General features: G+C 44.5%; 19 protein-coding genes. 11 read left to right on the top strand and 8 right to left on the bottom strand.

The window, feature by feature from the left end; genetic code table 11:
• The first annotated feature begins 88 nt into the window (after positions 1–88).
• The 4 genes from ABNE31_RS16475 (at position 89) to folD (ending at position 4,723) form a co-directional block, all read left to right on the top strand.
• Entirely contained in the window at positions 89–1,855 is a 1,767-nt protein-coding gene (locus ABNE31_RS16475) for a hypothetical protein (protein WP_293287118.1), read from the top strand.
• Positions 1,856–1,902: 47 nt separating this feature from the next.
• The gene (locus ABNE31_RS16470; RefSeq protein ID WP_293287120.1) at positions 1,903–2,379 is read left to right on the top strand and encodes a hypothetical protein; all 477 of its coding nucleotides are present in this window, start codon (positions 1,903–1,905) and stop codon (positions 2,377–2,379) included.
• Between the two features lie 105 nt (positions 2,380–2,484).
• On the top strand, positions 2,485–3,813 hold the full coding sequence (gene ffh, locus ABNE31_RS16465) for a signal recognition particle protein (RefSeq protein ID WP_293287122.1): 1,329 nt from the start codon (positions 2,485–2,487) through the stop codon (positions 3,811–3,813).
• Positions 3,814–3,847: 34 nt separating this feature from the next.
• Entirely contained in the window at positions 3,848–4,723 is an 876-nt protein-coding gene (gene folD, locus ABNE31_RS16460; RefSeq protein WP_293282868.1) for a bifunctional methylenetetrahydrofolate dehydrogenase/methenyltetrahydrofolate cyclohydrolase FolD, read from the top strand.
• A 3-nt stretch (positions 4,724–4,726) separates the two neighbouring features.
• Here the strand turns inward: folD and ABNE31_RS16455 are convergent, their stop codons facing one another.
• Entirely contained in the window at positions 4,727–4,888 is a 162-nt protein-coding gene (locus tag ABNE31_RS16455) for a hypothetical protein (protein WP_179384449.1), read from the bottom strand.
• 120 nt (positions 4,889–5,008) lie between these two features.
• Here ABNE31_RS16455 and ABNE31_RS16450 point away from each other — a divergent pair, with 120 nt between their 5' ends.
• A complete protein-coding gene (locus ABNE31_RS16450) occupies positions 5,009–5,635 on the top strand; it encodes a DUF2306 domain-containing protein (RefSeq protein WP_293287124.1) in 627 nt (208 codons plus the stop codon).
• A gap of 1 nt (position 5,636) precedes the next feature.
• Here the strand turns inward: ABNE31_RS16450 and ABNE31_RS16445 are convergent, their stop codons facing one another.
• The 4 genes from ABNE31_RS16445 to ABNE31_RS16430 are packed head-to-tail and all read right to left on the bottom strand — an operon-like array spanning position 5,637 to position 9,014.
• Positions 5,637–6,059 carry a VOC family protein gene (locus ABNE31_RS16445; RefSeq protein WP_293282872.1) on the bottom strand — a complete coding sequence of 141 codons (423 nt, stop codon included), beginning with the start codon at positions 6,057–6,059 and terminating at the stop codon, positions 5,637–5,639.
• A 33-nt stretch (positions 6,060–6,092) separates the two neighbouring features.
• Positions 6,093–6,932: an alpha/beta hydrolase gene (locus tag ABNE31_RS16440; protein ID WP_349351890.1), complete on the bottom strand. Its 840-nt coding sequence runs from the start codon at positions 6,930–6,932 to the stop codon at positions 6,093–6,095.
• A 16-nt stretch (positions 6,933–6,948) separates the two neighbouring features.
• Positions 6,949–7,497 carry a hypothetical protein gene (locus ABNE31_RS16435; RefSeq protein ID WP_293287128.1) on the bottom strand — a complete coding sequence of 183 codons (549 nt, stop codon included), beginning with the start codon at positions 7,495–7,497 and terminating at the stop codon, positions 6,949–6,951.
• 8 nt (positions 7,498–7,505) lie between these two features.
• Positions 7,506–9,014 (bottom strand): helicase HerA-like domain-containing protein, encoded by a 1,509-nt coding sequence (locus tag ABNE31_RS16430; RefSeq protein WP_293287130.1) that lies wholly within the window; start codon positions 9,012–9,014, stop codon positions 7,506–7,508.
• Positions 9,015–9,070: 56 nt separating this feature from the next.
• Between ABNE31_RS16430 and ABNE31_RS16425 the strand changes: the two genes are divergently transcribed.
• The 3 genes from ABNE31_RS16425 to ABNE31_RS16415 all read left to right on the top strand — a co-directional run bounded on the left by ABNE31_RS16425 (position 9,071) and on the right by ABNE31_RS16415 (position 12,824).
• On the top strand, positions 9,071–9,523 hold the full coding sequence (locus ABNE31_RS16425; RefSeq protein WP_293287132.1) for a Rid family detoxifying hydrolase: 453 nt from the start codon (positions 9,071–9,073) through the stop codon (positions 9,521–9,523).
• A gap of 98 nt (positions 9,524–9,621) precedes the next feature.
• Positions 9,622–12,144: a T9SS type B sorting domain-containing protein gene (locus ABNE31_RS16420; protein WP_293287134.1), complete on the top strand. Its 2,523-nt coding sequence runs from the start codon at positions 9,622–9,624 to the stop codon at positions 12,142–12,144.
• A 47-nt stretch (positions 12,145–12,191) separates the two neighbouring features.
• Entirely contained in the window at positions 12,192–12,824 is a 633-nt protein-coding gene (locus tag ABNE31_RS16415) for a 7-carboxy-7-deazaguanine synthase QueE (protein WP_293287136.1), read from the top strand.
• 10 nt (positions 12,825–12,834) lie between these two features.
• On the opposite strand, the gene ABNE31_RS16410 is transcribed toward ABNE31_RS16415, so the two are convergent.
• Entirely contained in the window at positions 12,835–13,656 is an 822-nt protein-coding gene (locus ABNE31_RS16410) for a hypothetical protein (protein WP_293287138.1), read from the bottom strand.
• 41 nt (positions 13,657–13,697) lie between these two features.
• Positions 13,698–14,408 carry a class I SAM-dependent methyltransferase gene (locus tag ABNE31_RS16405; protein ID WP_293287140.1) on the bottom strand — a complete coding sequence of 237 codons (711 nt, stop codon included), beginning with the start codon at positions 14,406–14,408 and terminating at the stop codon, positions 13,698–13,700.
• Between the two features lie 71 nt (positions 14,409–14,479).
• On the opposite strand from ABNE31_RS16405, the gene ABNE31_RS16400 reads away from it, so the two are divergent.
• The gene (locus tag ABNE31_RS16400; RefSeq protein WP_293282891.1) at positions 14,480–14,974 is read left to right on the top strand and encodes a YkgJ family cysteine cluster protein; all 495 of its coding nucleotides are present in this window, start codon (positions 14,480–14,482) and stop codon (positions 14,972–14,974) included.
• A gap of 21 nt (positions 14,975–14,995) precedes the next feature.
• Positions 14,996–15,826, top strand: a complete 831-nt coding sequence (locus ABNE31_RS16395; RefSeq protein ID WP_293287142.1) for a sterol desaturase family protein — start codon at positions 14,996–14,998, stop codon at positions 15,824–15,826.
• Positions 15,827–16,050: 224 nt separating this feature from the next.
• On the opposite strand, the gene ABNE31_RS16390 is transcribed toward ABNE31_RS16395, so the two are convergent.
• A complete protein-coding gene (locus tag ABNE31_RS16390; protein ID WP_293287144.1) occupies positions 16,051–17,274 on the bottom strand; it encodes a DUF1343 domain-containing protein in 1,224 nt (407 codons plus the stop codon).
• 3 nt (positions 17,275–17,277) lie between these two features.
• On the opposite strand from ABNE31_RS16390, the gene ABNE31_RS16385 reads away from it, so the two are divergent.
• Positions 17,278–18,519 carry an FtsX-like permease family protein gene (locus tag ABNE31_RS16385; RefSeq protein WP_293287146.1) on the top strand — a complete coding sequence of 414 codons (1,242 nt, stop codon included), beginning with the start codon at positions 17,278–17,280 and terminating at the stop codon, positions 18,517–18,519.
• Positions 18,520–18,526: the final 7 nt, after the last annotated feature.

The raw sequence follows: 18,526 nt of genomic DNA, 5'->3' as shown, positions 1-18,526 counted from the left end.
AATATATTTGAAAAATTTAAAGAAAAAGTAGGGTTTTCTTTTTGATGGTTGTTTTAAGGTTGAATTATAACCCCAAAATTGATTTGTTATGAAAAAGTTGACAAACAACTTGTTGCGTACATTACTTGTAATCCTTGTTCTTGGTTTTACGGCCTGCCAAGAAGAATATGAAGAAGTAGGAGGAGGGACACAGAGCGAGACTATTTCCGCCAGCTCCACTACCGCCGATTTGATTCAGAAGACCTCTTCCAATGATGGTTCTTATGACAATATCGTGGATGGCGCCAGTTGCTTCGCCGTACAATTTCCATATACCGTAAATGTGAACGGAGTGGAAATAACCATCGATTCCAGGGAAGATTTGGATTTGATCGAAGAAATCTTTGATGAATTGGACGACGACGATGATATTCTTGATATCTTCTTCCCCATTACCATCACCCTTTCCGATTTCAGTGAAATCACCATAGAAAATCAAGATCAATTGGAGCAGTATGCCCGTGAGTGTCTTGAAGGAGGTGACGATGACGATATTGAATGTATCGATTTTGTATATCCCATTACGCTCTTCACCTTTGGTGTGGACAACCAACAGTCAGGTCAAGTGAACATTGAGAGCGATCGCGATATGAAGCGATTCTTTGACGAACTGGATGATGATGATTTGATCAGCATCGAATTTCCCATTACCCTTATTAAGTTTGACGGAACCCAAGTGGTGATCGAAAATAACGCAGCCTTGGCCGCAGCCCTCGAAATGGCCAAAAACCAGTGTGATGAGGACGATGACGATGATTATAACGACGACGACTTTACAGAATCCGAGTTGGACGAACTGCTACTGGAATGCCCATTGCAGGTGAGGCAGGTCATCCGAAACAGTGTGGACAATACAGAACAGTACATTGAGCGTCTGTTGACCTTCTCCGCAGATGGTACAGTTTACTTCACCACCTTTACCGCCGATGAAATCATGGGAACATGGAGCACCAGTACCACCGAAAATGGTGTAATGCTGAGCCTTGACTTTGAAGATTTCCCAGATTTCACCATCGACGCTATTGTTTACGAATTGGATGATGACAGAATCAAACTTTATCAAGACGATGAGAACAAGATCATATTGAAAGAGAGATGTGATTTGGAGGATTCCAATCCAATCGACAGGGAGGCTTTTATAGCTCTGCTCAACGAATGTAAATGGATTATTAAGGATGTGGAGAACCAAGGTGAGGAAATAGAAAGACTCTTGGGATACGAATTTGAATTTGCCGCTGGTGGCGCTGTAACCTTGAGCAACGGGGTAGATACCAAACAAGGTACCTGGGAAACTGGTTTGAACAGTCAGTTGCAACTTTCCCTAATGATTACCATTGGAGACGAACCCGGAGTGAGCTTTGAATGGCCCATTCGTAAAATGCTACAGTCCCGATTGGAGTTTGAAATCGATGATACTGACCACGAAATGGTATTGTTGAAAGAGTGTAACGATAGTGCGGACGACGGCGATGTGGTCGAAATCAGAGGAATCGCCTTGGACGGACCATGGAATGTGGCCCTCTACAAAGAAGGCAGTACCGATATGACGGCTTCTTTCGCTGGAATGGACTTTAATTTTGGCGAAATGCACCAAGTTGAGGTCTCCATCAACGCTGACCCACAGGCCACAGGTCTTTGGAGAGTGCTTAGGGATTCCGAAGAAGGACTAAAGTTCTTTATCAACTTTGACACAATGGACGACCTATCGGAATTGACAGACGACTGGAAGGTAGTTTCCATAACTTCCACCCGTATCGAGCTAACGGATGAGAGTGGCGATGGAACTATTGATACCCTGGTATTCGAAAAACCATAAACCCGGCATAAAACGAGAACACTAAATTTTTATTCAATCACTTTTATATGAAAACCTCAATTTTAAAACTGACAACGGTTCTATTGTTCATGATTTTTGTGAGCTGCGAAAACAACAACGATGATGATGTCCTTACCAATATATCGGCAGCCCAGGTCACTGAACTTACAGGAATAGCCGCAAGTGGGTCATGGACCATTACCTATTATTTCGATGATAAGGATGAAACGGACCATTTTAATGGCTACACCTTTACCTTTAATAACGATGGCACATTAGTGGCTAGCAACGGTACCACTGATATCAATGGCACGTGGTCCATTTCCGATTCCGACGATGATGGGGATGATGACAGTCCAGATGATAGTGATGTGGATTTCAATATTGCTTTTAGTGCACCGGCCGATTTTGCCGATTTGACAGACGATTGGGATATAGTCAAATACTCTGCTGTGAGAATCGAATTGATCGATGAAAGTGGAGGAAACGGCGGAACCGACAAATTGGTTTTCGAAAAGAATTAAATATTTTTCCCCAATCTTTTTTCAAAAGAAGGACGGCTCTCCCCAAAGCCGTCCTTTTTCTATTGGATTATTCTTAAATTTGTCCCTCTTTAAAACAAAGAACTTATGTTCGATAATTTAAGCGAAAAGTTAGATAAGGCATTACACGTCCTCAAAGGTCACGGACAAATTACCGAAATCAATGTGGCAGAGACCCTTAAGGAAGTTCGACGAGCTTTGCTGGATGCCGATGTCAATTTTAAGATAGCCAAGGAGTTTACCAATACGGTCAAAGAGAAGGCACTGGGACAAAATGTACTGTCTTCCCTTCAACCTGGCCAGCTTATGGTCAAATTGGTGAAGGATGAGCTTACCGAATTGATGGGTGGAGAAGCCGAGGGAATAGACCTTTCTGGTAACCCATCCGTAATCCTAATGTCCGGTTTGCAGGGATCGGGTAAAACCACTTTTTCCGGTAAACTTGCCAATTACCTCAAGAACAAGAAAACCAAAAAGCCGCTTTTGGTGGCCTGTGATGTGTACCGCCCCGCTGCGATAGATCAGTTGCATGTGGTTGGGGAGCAGATAGGAGTGGAGGTCTACTCCGATCACGACAACAACAACCCCGTGGCCATTGCCAAGGCAGGTATAGCCCATGCCAAAACCAAGGGTTGCAATGTGGTAATCATCGATACCGCAGGTCGATTGGCTGTGGATGAGCAGATGATGACCGAGATATCCAACATCCACAAGGCCATACAACCACAGGAAACCCTGTTCGTGGTGGACTCCATGACAGGTCAGGATGCCGTTAACACGGCCAAGGCCTTTAACGATGTCTTGAATTTTGATGGGGTCATCCTTACCAAATTGGACGGTGATACCCGTGGTGGAGCCGCTATTTCCATCAAATCCGTGGTGGACAAGCCCATCAAATTTATCGGTACGGGTGAAAAAATGGAGGCCATCGATGTGTTCCATCCCTCGCGTATGGCCGACCGTATCCTCGGAATGGGAGATGTGGTTTCCTTGGTGGAGCGTGCACAAGAACAGTTCGATGAGGAACAAGCGCGCAAAATCCAGAAGAAAATAGCCAAAAATAAGTTCGGTTTTGATGATTTCCTGAGCCAAATTCAGCAGATCAAAAAAATGGGGAACATGAAGGATTTGATGGGCATGATTCCCGGAGCTGGAAAGGCCCTCAAAGGATTGGATATTGATGATGACGCATTCAAACATATCGAGGCCATTATCCATTCCATGACCCCCGAAGAACGTTCTACTCCGGCCATGCTTAATGCCAGCCGTAAAAAACGGATAGCCGCAGGTAGCGGAACCTCCATTCAAGAAGTAAACCAATTGCTCAAGCAGTTCAACCAAATGAGCAAGATGATGAAGATGATGCAAGGCGGCGGAGGCAAGAAGATGATGCAGATGATGCAGAATATGAGATAACCCTTTTCAGCATAACAAACCAACAAAGCAACCCATGGAAATCCTTGACGGAAAGAAAATATCAAACCAAATCAAAGAAGAAATCACCGTTGAGGTGGCCCAAATGAAAGAGCGGGGCGAAAAAGTCCCCCATTTGGCCGCTGTGCTGGTAGGTAACGATGGTGCCAGCCTCACCTACGTGGGCAGTAAAGTGCGTTCCTGTAAAAAAATAGGTTTTGAGTCTACCCTCATCCATCTTCCGGAAGAGACTACAGAAGAAGAGTTGCTAAAGCAAGTGAACCAATTGAACAACGACCCTGCAATCGATGGGTATATTGTGCAATTGCCCCTGCCCAAACATATTGATGAAGAAAAAGTATTGATGGCCGTTGATCCCGACAAGGATGTTGATGGATTCCACCCCATGAATTTCGGAAAAATGGCCTTGGATATGGAAACCTTCATTTCAGCAACCCCGTTCGGCATCATGGAATTGTTGAAGCGCTATAAGGTGGATACCGAAGGCAAGCATACCGTTGTAATCGGGAGAAGCCATATTGTGGGACGGCCCATCAGTATTTTGATGAGCCAAAAAGGAAACCCAGGGAATTCCACAGTGACACTTGCCCATAGCAGGACCAAAAACCTTAAAGAGTTGACACTTCAGGCTGATATTGTTATCTCTGCCCTAGGAGTTCCCAAGTTTTTAAAAGCGGATATGGTCAAGGAAGGGGTAACCATCATTGACGTTGGAATTACCCGTGTACCGGATGATACCAAAGAAAAAGGATACTACATCACTGGTGACGTGGATTACGAAGAAGTGAGCAAAAAGGCGTCCTACATCACACCCGTGCCCGGCGGAGTAGGCCCTATGACCATTGCCATGTTGCTCAAGAACACCTTGCTCGCACGAGAGCGTCACTCATAAGGTTTAGTTTACCTTTTCCTGTTCCACTTCAGTTTTTAAAGGCGTTGTTTGTTGCTCCTCTTCGGGATTGATGTACTCGAATTCGGTGTCACCCTCGTCATTGGTGCAACTCGATACGGCCATGGCCGAAAAAATAAGGGTGACCAAAAGTAAAATTGTCTTCATACGGATAAGATTTGGGTTCGACTTTATGTTCTAATCGATACACTTATAACGATTTAGGATCAAAATTCTTGTTTTTGTGTTCAAAATATCGATAACTTACTTCGTGGTAAAAAGCGAAGTATGGCCCAAACTACAAGAAATAAGGTAGCATGGATTGTTTTTATTTTTCTGGCCATCGGGATTGGCCTGTATCCATTGGTATACATTTTTGCTTCCGATGATTTTGGTCTGTTGCTGAACAAATCAGATGCAATAAGGGCTAGTTCAGTTTGGAAAGTGGCCTTTTACGGCCATATCAGTTTTGGTGGAATAGCCCTGCTGGTAGGATGGTCCCAGTTCATTAAAACGTTACGCTCCAAACGGCTGCAACTCCATCGAAACCTTGGAAAGATATATGTAATTACGGCCATCCTGAGTGGTTTGTGTGGACTCTATTTGGGTTTTTATGCCACGGGTGGTTGGGTGTCCTCCATCGGCTTTTGTAGCCTTGCACTGATTTGGCTCTTTACCACAACCCGCGCCTACATCGCCATCAAAAACAAGGATTTGGCGCTGCACCAAGGTATGATGATCTATAGCTACGCAGCTTGTTTCGCCGCCGTAACATTGCGTATTTGGTTGCCCATCCTCATCGTGATTTTTGGGGAATTCCTAGTAGCTTACAAAATTGTTTCTTGGCTTTGCTGGGTGCCCAATATGATTTTTGCCTTTTTATGGGTCCGAAGAAAGGGATTGAATTTGGCCTAGATCATTTGGCAAACAATTGCCCCATATCTTTAAAAGCCTTAAACTCCAGTGCGTTTCCCGCAGGGTCTAAAAAGAACATGGTGGCCTGTTCTCCAGGTTCCCCTTTGAACCGAATGTAGGGCTCAATCACAAAATCGATGCCCTTCTCAATCAATTCTTTGGAAAAGGATTGGAAGGTATCCCATGGCAGCACTACGCCATAGTGCGGCACCGGTACGTTTTTGCCATCAACAGGGTTGGTATGGGTGTCTTCTTCGGATTTGGGTTTGTAGTGAATGACAAATTGATGGCCAAAAAAGTTAAAATCTACCCATTGTTCCGCACTTCTACCTTCTTCACAACCGAGGACATCCCGATAAAAAGTTCGGCATTCTTGAAGATTATGTACTGGAACGGCAACATGAAAGGGGGTTATGTTCTGCATGGTCTATTTTTTCTGAAAATTAGGACAAGTTTATCAAGCTTCCAAAAATGATACAATTTGATCGTTTACATCGTCTTGGTGCATGGAATGACCGAGACCTTCGGTACTTATCAATTGGCTCTCTTGCCAATTTTTGTTGACTGCAACCGATGCGTGGTAAGGCGTAATCTTGTCGTACCTGTCATGGAACAGCAAGCCTTTCTTGCTAAGGGAACGTGCAAATTGTGAGGTGGAAAACTCATCAATTTTAAAACCAAAACGTTGTTGCACATACGCATCCAAGTGTTTCATCACCCGATTGTTAAACTTTAATAGGTCTTGAAAATGGGCCATGATCTCATGGAATTCGGACGGAGAACCAATGGTGACCAATTTTTCTACTTGATCGCTCGGATTTTTGTATTGGTTGTACACAATGGTCATCCCACCCACAGAGTGTCCGATAAGATGTTTCGGCTGGTATTTTTTAACCATGTGGTTGAGTGCCTCTTCGTACAACGGAACATAGAGATGTTTCCCTGAGGAATAGCCATGCGACGGTGCATCGAAAGCAATAATGTTAAAATCCGCTTCCCTCAGTTTTTTGATGAGGTTCCGCCACCGGAAGGTGTTGCTCTCCCAGCCATGGACCAATAAAACCGTTTCCTTGTTCCCGGGCCAGTGGTAGGATTGGATGTTGTGTCCAGCTACTTTCTCAACAGAAAGTTTATGGTTGTCCAAATAAGCTGCCTGTTCAGGTGATATCCGCCCCTTCCGTACGGTACAAAAAATATGGAAAGCCGTTTCGGCTCCCTTTTTTGGCGCAACTAGGGTATAGGCATTAAGATATTGCCCATAAACCAAGGGAATCGCTTTGTTCAGTAGTTTTTTCATTAAAACAATTTGGGGGCTACTCCCAGCCCAACATCAAATATTTGATTTTGGCATCATCGGGAATCTGCACGGCTTCAATGGATGCCGTAGAAAAGCGTAAACTTTCGGGCAGTTCCTCTTTGTCGATGGTAAAGTAAAGGTTACTTCCCTTCGGGAAAACCACAACGCTATTTAGGGTGGTCACGATTTTCTTGATTTCATAGGCATCCTGGATATCCTTAAAAGTGCTTTTCAGTCCAATACCATTTTCTGAAGTGTAGCGTGGATCCATAATCCTTACATTTTCCACGGTAGGGATACTGTCCGAATTTGCGGTAAGGGTCAACAAATGTTTGCCACCTTTCTCAAAAATATCGACTTTTTTTGGTGAAGCCCCCAGATTGATCTGGGCGGCATCTCCCACAACGGAATCTTGTACAAAAATGGTTTCGAGTTCACTCACTTTGGAGGTATTGGTCAAGGGACCAACACTGGTTTCGGTAATCAGGAATGCGGTATCCTTTTGGCACGATTGCATTACGGCCAAACCACAGATGAGGGCAAAGGCCCAATTTCTCTTTTTCATATAATTAGCTATCGGATCACTTTTTTTAGAACGCCCAGAACTCCACGTATAAATGTGGCACTGGTCAAGACTTTCACAACCGGGTTCATACGGGTACTGCGCCTGCTCGAAGAGCTTCGGGTTGTTCTTTTTTCTTCTTTTTCTTTCTCGGCCTCTTTTTCGGCCCTTTCAATTTTTTCCGTCAGGATTTCGTAAGCACTTTCGCGGTCGATTTCCTCGTTGTATTTTTTGATGAGCTTGGAATTGTCCAAAACTTCTTTGATTTCCCCATCGGTCAAAATATCCATGCGGCTCATGGGCGCACGCATCATCGTGGCGGCCAATGGTGTGGGTCGGCCTTTTTCGTCCAGGGCGGAAACCAATGCTTCCCCGGTTCCCAGCGATGTCAGTACTTCGGCGGTATCGTAAAATTCCGTGATGGGATAATTTTGGGCCGTTAGTTTGATGGCTTTTCGGTCCTTTGCCGTAAAAGCCCTCAGTGCATGTTGGATTTTGAGTCCCAACTGGGCCAGCACATCGTCCGGCACATCGGTGGGATTTTGGGTCACAAAGTAAAGCCCGATTCCTTTGGAACGTATCAGTTTTACGATGCTTTCAATTTGATCGAGCAGTGCTTTGCTGGCATTGTCAAAAATCAAATGGGCCTCATCAATGAACAATACCAACTCGGGGCGTTCACTGTCGCCCTGCTCCGGGAAGGTGGAGTATATCTCTGCTAAAAGACTTAGCATAAAGGTGGAAAATAGTTTGGGTCGGTCTTGAATATCGGTCAAACGGATAATATTGATGTACCCTCTGCCATTTTCATCAATGCGCACCAAATCGTCCACATCAAAGGACTTCTCCCCAAAAAAGAGGTCGGCACCCTGTTGTTCCAACTCTATGATTTTCCTTAAAATAGTTCCCGTGGAGCTTGTGGAAATGCGACCGTATGCTTTTTGAAACTCATCCTTGCCTTCTCCCGTGGCGTACTGCAGCACTTTTTTGAAGTCCTTAAGATCTAAAAGCGGTAGCTTGTTATCGTCACAATATTTGAATACCACGGCAACAATACCTTCTTGGGTAACGCTCAGGTCTAGAATCCGTGAAAGCAGTACAGGTCCAAATTCAGAGACCGTGGCCCTCAGGCGGACACCATTTTGCTCGGAGAGCGATAAAATTTCAACAGGAAACCCCTTGGCTTCGAACGGGAGTCCAATTTTTGCATGGCGTTCATCGATTTTGGGGTGTCCGGGACTTGGTTGGGCTATACCACTAAGGTCACCTTTAAGGTCCATCAGCAGTACGGGTATGCCTTTGTCAGACAGATTTTCGGCCAATACCTGCAAGGTTTTGGTCTTTCCTGTACCCGTAGCCCCTGCAATAAGTCCATGGCGATTCATGGTTTTGAGCGGAATCTTGACAAATGCGTTGGTCATGGTTTCCCCATCGAGCATTCCGGCGCCCACGGTGATAAAATCACCTTTGGTGGCGTACCCTTGGTCGATATGTTCGATGAACCGTTCTTTGTTGCCCATGCTGTTCAATTTCCGATAAAAATAGGGTAATTTTAAGCAAAACTAAAAACTGGATTATGAAACCTTTTCGATATGTTATTTTGATTTTTCTGTTGGGAGGCTCTTTCTCAACCGCTTGTGCACAAGAAGATACTGAATTGATTTTTCACCCATCACACGAGCCCAAAAAGCAAAGTGCTCCTTTTAGCGATGTGGTGCAGGCAGGAAACCTGTATTTTTTGGCCGGACAAATAGGTATGGACCACAGCACACGTACTTTGGTTTCCGGAGGGATTCAGGCGGAGACCCAACAGGCGATTCAAAATATTTCGGAGGTCTTGGCCCAGCATGGTATGACCTTGGACAACGTGGTAAAATGCACGGTCATTTTAGCGAATATCGAAGATTTTTCGGCCTTCAATGAAATTTATACCCAATACTTCACCCGAAAACCGGCCCGGACCACCTTTGCCGCAAAGGACATTGCTGCCAATGGGCAAATCGAAATTGATGTGATTGCCGTAAAATAAGTGGTACCATTGATTTATCGAAGATATGGGGCAATCGGCTTTAAAATTGAAGCCATTCCTTAAACTGTAAATATCTTCATGGATTCAGAAATTAAGGAATGCTGGAACGCTATTTTTTAAAACATATCTCTAAGGAAACCAAAAGAGAGCTAGGTCTTTTCATCTGTTTCCTATGTTTTGTTCCATATGTGCTGTGCTCCCAGACCAATGTGGCCCCTGAGGTAAATGCAACGGGTGACCAAATTTATTGTCCGCTGACTTCAATTCCGGTTGCGACTGCATTCACAATTACAGATCCGGACGATACGGAAATAGACGCTTTTTATATTCAGATATCAACGGGCTATGAACGAGGATTGGATACCTTACGTTTGGAAAACAATCATCCAAATGTGGCAGCAACATGGAACAGTCAGGAAGGAAAGCTCACACTTGCCGGGGTATCAGGGGGTGCAGTTGCCTATGTGGATTTAATTGCCGCGGTAAGCGATGTAGTTTTCGAGAGCAGTTCCACATCGCCAACCGAAGAAAAGTTCTTTTCATTTACGATAGGTAGTGCCAACTATTTGCCCGAAACGGGGCATTATTATGAATACATTGAAGCCTTTGGTATACGATGGGACGATGCTAGGGCAGCGGCAGAAAATAGGAGCTTTTTTGGACTCCAAGGCTATTTGGCCACTATTACCTCCGATGCGGAGGCCCAACTTACGGGAGAGCAGGCATCTGGAACAGGTTGGATTGGCGGAACGGACAGTGTGAACGAAGGGGTTTGGAGATGGGCCACCGGGCCAGAGGCAGGAACTGTTTTTTGGAACGGAGATGCTAATGGCACTTCTCCAAATTTTGCCTTTTGGAACACCAATGAACCTAACAATCTTAACGATGAGGACTACGCGCATATCACCGCTCCGGGAGTTGGAATCACAGGGTCGTGGAACGATTTGTCCACAACCGGTGATCCCACTGGCGATTATCAACCTAAGGGATATATCGTGGAATATGGTGGGATGCCCGGAGATCCGACGTTAACACTTTCGGCAAGTACCAAAATAACTACTCCAAAAATCTTCACTACGAACCCTGCGGTTATTTGCGGTGCCGGAACCATAACGCTGAGCGCAGAGCCAACTTTGGGAGAGGTAGTTTGGTTTGATGAGCCAACAGGTGGCAACCCTGTGGCCACAGGCAATATTTTTACTGCCGACATAACTTCCAGCACCACGTTTTATGCGATAGCTTCATACGATGGATGCCTCAACGGCGAACGTATTCCAGTTGATGCCCAGGTGCAAATTAAACCACAGGTGAACAGTGATTTTACGGTGGCCAATTGTGGTTCCGGACAAGATGTATTTTTCAATCTGCCACAATACAACAGCTTGATAATCGCGAATTCCGATAATTATACCATAACATTCCATCTTTCGGAAAATGATGCAGAAAACAACACCAACCCTTTGGATGACGAAATGTTTAGTATTTCCACTGCTAATGAGGTGTTTTTTCGGGTGGAGGGGACAGGCGATTTCTGTTATTCGGTCGGAAGGATATTTTTGGAGGAAAGTACTACCTCTTTGCCTGCGAATTACGTATTTGAACAAGAAAAATGTGATGAAGGAGCAATGGACGGTATCGCCTCCTTTGACTTGCAAGAGGCTAGTGATGCCATTCTTTCGGAGTTTCCCACAAATCAAAATCTGTCCGTCTCGTTTTATGTCAGTGAGTATGATGCTTACCTCAGCAGGAATGCGATTTCTCAAAGTGATAATTATACCAATGCCACAACTTTTGCCGAAACACTCTTTGTAAGGGTAGAGGACAATACTTCGGGGACTTGCTTTGGCGTGGGTCCAAACGTAGTGCTCCGCGTAAATCCCATTCCGTCCTTTTCTGTGGAGGACGACTATATCTATTGTACCGGAGAGAGCGTATTGGTGGAACCATTTGCTGCCAACGGCGATTACACGTACGAGTGGTTCAATGAAGCAGGTCAGGTGGTCGGAACAACAGCGAGGATACGTATTTCAAAACAAGGAATGTATAGTGTTATCGCCACCTCGGAATCAGGTTGTGTGGGAGAGCGGCAATCGTTTCAAGTGACCGAATCTGGACCTCCTTCCTTGTCACCTCAATTTATTCAAGTTGAGGATGACGGTGAAACGGGAACCATAATTGTGAATCATCAGGAAGGACAATTGGGTATTGGGGAATATGTTTTTGCCTTGGATGACCCTAACAATGTGCAAGAGGAAGGTGTTTTCACCAATGTAACCCCCGGGCTCCATACCTTATATGCCATGGATTTGAACGGTTGTGGCATGGATGAAATCAGCGTTGGTGTTATTGGTGTCTCCAAATTCCTGACCCCAAATAATGATGGCATCAACGATACGGTGAAAATTTTAGGGGTCACCTCGGCATTTTATGAGCAAGGCACTTTTTATGTGTTTGATCGCTATGGTCGATTGCTCGCCCAAACCAACCCTTTGGTGGCTGGCTGGAACGGCTTTTTTGATGGTCAACCAATGCCCCCATCCGATTATTGGTATGCATTGGAACTTAGGGATGTAAATGGCAAGGTGCATCTTAAAAAGGGACACTTTACCTTGAAGCAATAATTGCCAAGTTTCACGATCATACAATTTCTTCGTAGTATCTTTGCACCATGGTTGAAGAAAACGTGATGGATTTGGTAGAAAAGGGCCTCATGCTGCCTTTGATGGAAGAGTTTTACACCATTCAAGGAGAGGGCTTCCACAAAGGAGCAGCCGCTTATTTTATAAGGGTAGGTGGCTGTGATGTAGGATGCCATTGGTGCGACGTAAAAGAAAGTTGGAACGCCGAAACCCATCCACCAACGCATATTGATAGCATTGTGGCCAATGCCGAAAAGTATTCCAATACCATAGTGATTACCGGCGGGGAACCGCTCACTTGGGATATGGGACCGCTAACAGAAGGATTGAAGGCCAAGAACATGAACATCCATATCGAAACCTCTGGTGCTTATCCGTTGACCGGGGTTTGGGATTGGATTTGCTTGTCCCCGAAAAAGAACAAATTACCAGTGGGCGACATCCACAAAAAAGCCCATGAACTCAAGGTAATCGTTTATAACAAGCACGATTTTATCTTTGCCGAAGAACAAGCTGCACAAGTGAGTGAGGATTGCATCCTGTATCTACAACCCGAATGGAGCGTGCGGGACAAAATTATGCCGCTTATTGTGGATTATGTCATGAAACATCCTAAATGGAAAGTGTCCTTGCAGACCCACAAATACTTGAACATCCCTTAAAAGTTCAAGATTAACGTCCTCCGTATTTCTGAAGGTCCAAAATGCATTCAGCATCCAAGTTGGGAATGGTAGCCAGTCCTTTGGACGCATTGCTTTCCATTTGCTTCAATAAAGAAGAACCAAATTCCAGTTCGGAACGCATCAAACAGCCATCAACATTACAATGGTTATTGCCTTCTTCCATACCTTCCTCATTAACGGTGGTCTCTTCGTGGTCGTTCACCGACTGTGTAGAAAGGTTCACCAAGCCGAACAAATGCCCGAATTCATGTATCAAAGTCGCTGTTTCCACATCTTCGGTGCTGACAGCTGTACTGCTATTGGCAATCTCTTGGATGGTGGATTCATAAACGACCATGGAGGTGTTCCGGTACACCGCACCAAGGGTCACTAGATTGTTTTCTTCGTCATCGGTTTCGGCAGGTGCATCGGCAAAATAAATGTGTACGGTAATGGTAGACCCGCTGTTGTATTCGTCCCTATTCTCCCTTTCCAGCTCTACCACCTCATCCAGGGTCAGGCTTTGTTCATTGGGAGAAGCTAATGAGGTATAAATAAATTCAATATCTTCCTTAAAGGTGTGATGCCTTAAAAATTCTTCAAAATTGGCGATAGCCTCTGCGGTTGGGGCGAACCCGGTTACGTAATCAATTTCGATCAAAAGTTTATCGTAAACGTCGTTGGAAAGTAAGTCCCTGGCCGAAGCACCTGTGGATAACAGGTTTCCCGCCCTAAGATTGGCGTTGGAATCCGTGGATGTCGGGGTCGAATCCTTGGAGCAACCCATAAGTAACCCAAGGCCAAACAAAGTGTATAGCGCAATTTTTTTCATAGCAATCAGTATAAACAAAAAACGTTCCTTGCCGGAATCTATTATGTTTTTAAGGTCAGCTTTGCTAAATAGTCGAAATGCTCGCCGGAAATTACAAGCTCGCAATTGAAACCATTTGACTCGCAGGCGTTTTGCAAGGTATCAAAATCTACGTAAACCCAATCAAAAGGTTCACTTTTTTGCCCCTTATATTCCATTTCAAATTGGACTTCACCATAATAAGTCCCATCATTGGGAATCCAATAGCCACCATCTTCATCCTGTTCAAACATGTAAATGATATCGCTGGAGTCCAGTAATATTTGACCATTAGGCCGCAATAATGAGGCCAAATGCTGAAAAAAGCCACTCAAATTTTTGAGTTGGCCCGCCAATCCTATACCGTTCATCAGTAAAAGGAGGGTGTCATATCTTTCTTCGGAATAATCCAAAATAGGACTGCATATGGTTGATTCTACCCCACGTGCTTGGCAGACTTCGATACAGCCTTTGGAACCATCCAAAGCAGTTACCTCCAATCCTTTGTTCTGTAGGTAGAGTGAATGACTTCCTGCACCCGCCCCTACATCCAACACTTTTCCGCGTGCCAATTGCAACGCTTTTTGCTCAATTTGGGGCATTTCATTAAATGTTCGGAACAAATAGGGCAAAGGGATGACGTCCTCCTCATCCAAAGAGGAGTAGGTTTTGATATCCTCGGTGTATTGCCCTTTTTGATAATCCTGCAATGCCTTTCCAAAAATGTCGGCCATATGGGGAATGTTTTTGCAAAGGTGTGACTTTAATTGGATAGAAAGGTTTAAAATGGATAAGTTTGTGCATTATGGATGAACAACTCCGGGAATTGCCCCAAAAAGCTAGGGAAAAGCATTCCGAGAATAAAAAATTCTTTGCCAAGTTAAAAAAACGCCCTCCCAAGGATTTGGACTACACTATGCAACAACTGCATGATGCCGAATTCGAGCGAACGGACTGTCTTTCTTGTGCCAATTGTTGCAAGACCACAGGCCCCTTGTTCACCAACGCGGATATTGAACGCATTGCCAAACATTTTAGGATGAAGCCTTCCCAATTTATCGATGCCTTTTTACGAGTCGATGAGGAGAATGACTACGTGCTTCAGTCTGTGCCCTGTACATTTTTGGGCGAGGACAATTACTGTTCCATTTACGATGTTCGCCCCAAGGCCTGCAGAGAGTTTCCACATACGGATAGAAAAAAGTTCCAGCAAATCTCCAATCTCACCTTAAAGAATGTAGCAATCTGCCCAGCGGCCTTTAACATCGTGGAGGAAATGAAAAAGGCAATAAAATTTTGACGATTTATTATATTTGGGAATATGGAGCAGCTTATTTCATATTTCGAGACCATTCCTTCCTGGCACCGTAGTTTGATCTTGGTGGGAGGAATAACTTTTTTCTGGATTTTGGAAGGAATTGTACCCTTGTTCAACGTGCCCTACAAAAAATGGAGGCATTCGGTTCCCAATTTCTTTTTTACAATGACCACGATCATCGTGAACTTTCCGCTGGCGTTCTTGCTGCTCAAGTCATCGGATTGGGCGGTTGCCAACGATTTTGGTATTATCAATTGGCTGCCGGAGATGCCACTTTGGCTTTATGTGGTACTAGGGGTCATGTTTTTGGATTTGATAGGGGCTTACACAGCACATTGGGTAGAGCACAAGGTAAAACCCCTTTGGATGGTCCATTTGGTACATCATTCCGACCATAATGTGGATACCACAACGGCCAACCGCCACCATCCATTGGAAAGTTTGATTCGTTATTTCTTTACCTTGGTAGGGGTTATCATAGTTGGTGCGCCTATTGGCATCATCATGCTGTACCAGAGTTTGTCGGTGGTGTTTTCACAATTCAACCATGCCAATATCCGTTTGCCGAGAAAGGTGGACAACGCGCTAAGTTGGATTATCGTGAGCCCGGACATGCACAAAGTGCATCACCATTATCAATTGCCCTATACCGATTCCAATTACGGGAATATTTTCTCCATTTGGGACCGATTGTTCGGTACTTATATGTCCATGGACCCCAAAAATATCGTTTATGGAGTCGATACGTTTCCTGATGAAAAAGAAAACAGTAGCATCAAAGGACTGCTAAAACAACCTTTTCATAAATATAGAAGGCCTACAACGGAGGGATAAGGTGTCTTAAAATAAGTGGGCATTAAGAAGTTAACCATTAACAAATAACCAAATCCTCCAAAAGTCAAAGTCGAGATTCAATAAAAAAGACATCAGACAACAAGCAAACATTAACAGTTGCCAATTGTCAGTTCGAGCGCAGTCGAGAACCTTTTGCCATTGATTTTTCCCCCTTCACCTATCAACCAAATACAAATAACCGAACAGCTCAAACTTTTCAAAGATTAATCATAAATCAAATACTTTTCCCGAATTTTCTTGAAGCGGGCCAAATCATCCTGCCAAGTGGCCTTTATTTCATCATTGGTCATGCCCTGCTCAATCTGTTGTTGTAAGAGCGGTGTTCCAGCGTGTTTAGTAAATCTGTCCGTTAAAAAGAATTTGGATTTGTCCAAGGTATTCTTGTAGGCGTCGATGATCCATTCCATGGAAACTTCGCTCATTCGTGGCACATGGGACAAATCACGCCCATAGCAAGTTTTACCTTCCTCCTTGGGGTATTTGGACCCAAAGTTGGGTTCGGGGACATAGCTAAAATCATACTTGGTACTGTCCATAAACGAAGCGCCATAACGTTGGAACTGAAATTCAGTGCCGCGCCCAGCATTTACATTAGTGCCCTCGAATAGCCCCAAACTCGGATATAGGTTAATGGACGTATCATTGGGCAAATTGGGGGAAGGCCGTATGGGGAGCTGATACTCGGATTGATGGGTGTAGTTCTCCAACGGAATCACGGTCAAATCTGCTTTGTTTCCACTCTCCAACCATCCCTCGCCGTTGAGCATTTGGGCGTATTCGCCCATGGTCATCCCATATACCAAAGGAATGGTGTTCATGCCCAAATAGCTGGTATGTTCCTTTAGCATCGTGGGGCCATCCACATAGTGTCCGTTTGGATTGGGTCGGTCCAAAACGATTATCGGTTTGTTGTTTTCGGCGCAGGCCTCCATGACCAACTGCAAAGTGGCAATGTAAGTGTAAAAGCGAACCCCCACATCTTGAATATCAAAAACAATAATGTCCAAATCGCTTAATTGCTCGGCCGAAGGTTTTCGGTTTTTGCCATAAAGCGAGATAATGGGAAGCCCGGTCTGGGTGTCCACACCATCTTTCACATGCTCTCCTGCATCGGCCGTACCTCGAAATCCGTGTTCTGGGGCAAAGACTTTTTTCACTTGAATCCCGGAGGAGAGCAAGGAGTCCACCAAATGGGTGTATCCTTTTTTATGGAAGACAACAGTGGTCGGATTGGCCACCACGCCTACGTTTTTCCCTTGTAAGTGGGGTAGGTAAGCTGCTGTCCTATTGGCGGCAACGACAATCGGTGCTGGTGCATCTGTTTCGGCCAGTGGGGTGGTCTCGGTGTCTTTTTGTTGTCCCTTGCAAGCGGAAAACACCAAAAACAACAATAAAACTGTACTTTTGAACTTAGATAAAATGGGCATTCGTTGAATTTAGAATTGTTTATAGCCAAACGCCTGGTGACAGGGAAGGAACATAAAATTAGTATTTCCGCCCCGATAATAAAAATTGCCATCGCCGCGATCGCCATCGGTGTGGTAATGATGCTCATTGCCATCGCCACAGGTGTTGGCCTCAAGAACAAAATTCGCGAAAAAGTTGCTGCCTTCAACGGCCATATCCAAATTTCCAATTTCGATAATAATAATTCCGAAGTCTCCCTGACCCCGATTTCCATCACCCAAGATTTCTATCCTGAGTTTAAAAATGTGGAAGGGGTAAAGCATGTGCAGGCAGTGGCCACCAAAGGTGGGATCATCCGAACTGCAGATACTTTTGAGGGCATGCTCGCCAAAGGAGTGGGTACCGATTACGATTGGAGCACTTTTGAGGAATATTTGGTGGACGGTAGGTTACCTGATTATAGCGGTAAGTTGAATGAGGAAGTACTTATATCCAGTTTAATGGCCAATAGGCTGAGGTTGAAGGTGGGCGATAGCTTTTTTTCCTTTTTTCTGAGGGATGGCGATGCCTCCAAACCCCCAAACAACCGTAGGTTCGAAATCGTGGGCATCTATGATAGCGGTTTTGAGGAATTTGATGAAACCTATGTGTTTGTGGATATCCGTCACATCCAATTGATGAACCGATGGGAGGAGAATCAAATTGGAAACTTTGAGGTGTTTATTGATGATTTTGACCAGTTGGAGGAAAAAAGCAATGAGATCTATGGGAAAACGGTATCCGTTTTGGATACGCAGAATATCAAAAACAAGTATTTCCGCATTTTTGAATGGATAGGCCTTTTTGATTTCAATATTGCCCTGATTATTGGGATTATGATTATTGTAGGCGGCATCAACATGATTACTGCCCTGCTGGTCCTGATTTTGGAACGTACCCAAATGATCGGAATCCTTAAGGCTCTGGGATCTGCGAACTGGAGCATCCGAAAGGTGTTTTTGTACAACGCTGCCTATTTGATTGCCATTGGGCTATTTTGGGGCAACCTGATTGGGTTGGGCGTCATCTTTCTGCAGGATAAGTACCGCATGTTCAAATTCCCAAACCCAGAAGAATATTATATCGATTACATCCCTGTGCACATGGATTTGATTACGATTTTACTCTTGAATTTGGGAGTGATGTTGCTCTGCTTGTTGATGTTGTTGGTGCCCTCTTACATCATCACTAAAATTACTCCGGTAAAGGCCATTCAATTTGAGTAGGGTTGCG

This window comes from Flagellimonas sp. MMG031 (assembly GCF_040112705.1).
Taxonomy (GTDB): Bacteria; Bacteroidota; Bacteroidia; order Flavobacteriales; family Flavobacteriaceae; genus Flagellimonas.
Note: the sequence above shows the minus strand (reverse complement) of the source record. Positions and strands in the feature narration are given on the sequence as shown.

Excerpts from the sequence above, each read along its gene's own strand:
- ABNE31_RS16475 (WP_293287118.1), top strand. The coding sequence starts at position 89 with ATGAAAAAGTTGACAAACAACTTGTTGCGTACATTACTTGTAATCCTT.
- ABNE31_RS16470 (WP_293287120.1), top strand. The coding sequence starts at position 1,903 with ATGAAAACCTCAATTTTAAAACTGACAACGGTTCTATTGTTCATGATT.
- ffh (WP_293287122.1), top strand. The coding sequence starts at position 2,485 with ATGTTCGATAATTTAAGCGAAAAGTTAGATAAGGCATTACACGTCCTC.
- folD (WP_293282868.1), top strand. The coding sequence starts at position 3,848 with ATGGAAATCCTTGACGGAAAGAAAATATCAAACCAAATCAAAGAAGAA.
- ABNE31_RS16455 (WP_179384449.1), bottom strand. The coding sequence starts at position 4,888 with ATGAAGACAATTTTACTTTTGGTCACCCTTATTTTTTCGGCCATGGCC.
- ABNE31_RS16450 (WP_293287124.1), top strand. The coding sequence starts at position 5,009 with ATGGCCCAAACTACAAGAAATAAGGTAGCATGGATTGTTTTTATTTTT.
- ABNE31_RS16445 (WP_293282872.1), bottom strand. The coding sequence starts at position 6,059 with ATGCAGAACATAACCCCCTTTCATGTTGCCGTTCCAGTACATAATCTT.
- ABNE31_RS16440 (WP_349351890.1), bottom strand. The coding sequence starts at position 6,932 with ATGAAAAAACTACTGAACAAAGCGATTCCCTTGGTTTATGGGCAATAT.
- ABNE31_RS16435 (WP_293287128.1), bottom strand. The coding sequence starts at position 7,497 with ATGAAAAAGAGAAATTGGGCCTTTGCCCTCATCTGTGGTTTGGCCGTA.
- ABNE31_RS16430 (WP_293287130.1), bottom strand. The coding sequence starts at position 9,014 with ATGGGCAACAAAGAACGGTTCATCGAACATATCGACCAAGGGTACGCC.
- ABNE31_RS16425 (WP_293287132.1), top strand. The coding sequence starts at position 9,071 with ATGAAACCTTTTCGATATGTTATTTTGATTTTTCTGTTGGGAGGCTCT.
- ABNE31_RS16420 (WP_293287134.1), top strand. The coding sequence starts at position 9,622 with ATGCTGGAACGCTATTTTTTAAAACATATCTCTAAGGAAACCAAAAGA.
- ABNE31_RS16415 (WP_293287136.1), top strand. The coding sequence starts at position 12,192 with ATGGTTGAAGAAAACGTGATGGATTTGGTAGAAAAGGGCCTCATGCTG.
- ABNE31_RS16410 (WP_293287138.1), bottom strand. The coding sequence starts at position 13,656 with ATGAAAAAAATTGCGCTATACACTTTGTTTGGCCTTGGGTTACTTATG.
- ABNE31_RS16405 (WP_293287140.1), bottom strand. The coding sequence starts at position 14,408 with ATGGCCGACATTTTTGGAAAGGCATTGCAGGATTATCAAAAAGGGCAA.
- ABNE31_RS16400 (WP_293282891.1), top strand. The coding sequence starts at position 14,480 with ATGGATGAACAACTCCGGGAATTGCCCCAAAAAGCTAGGGAAAAGCAT.
- ABNE31_RS16395 (WP_293287142.1), top strand. The coding sequence starts at position 14,996 with ATGGAGCAGCTTATTTCATATTTCGAGACCATTCCTTCCTGGCACCGT.
- ABNE31_RS16390 (WP_293287144.1), bottom strand. The coding sequence starts at position 17,274 with ATGCCCATTTTATCTAAGTTCAAAAGTACAGTTTTATTGTTGTTTTTG.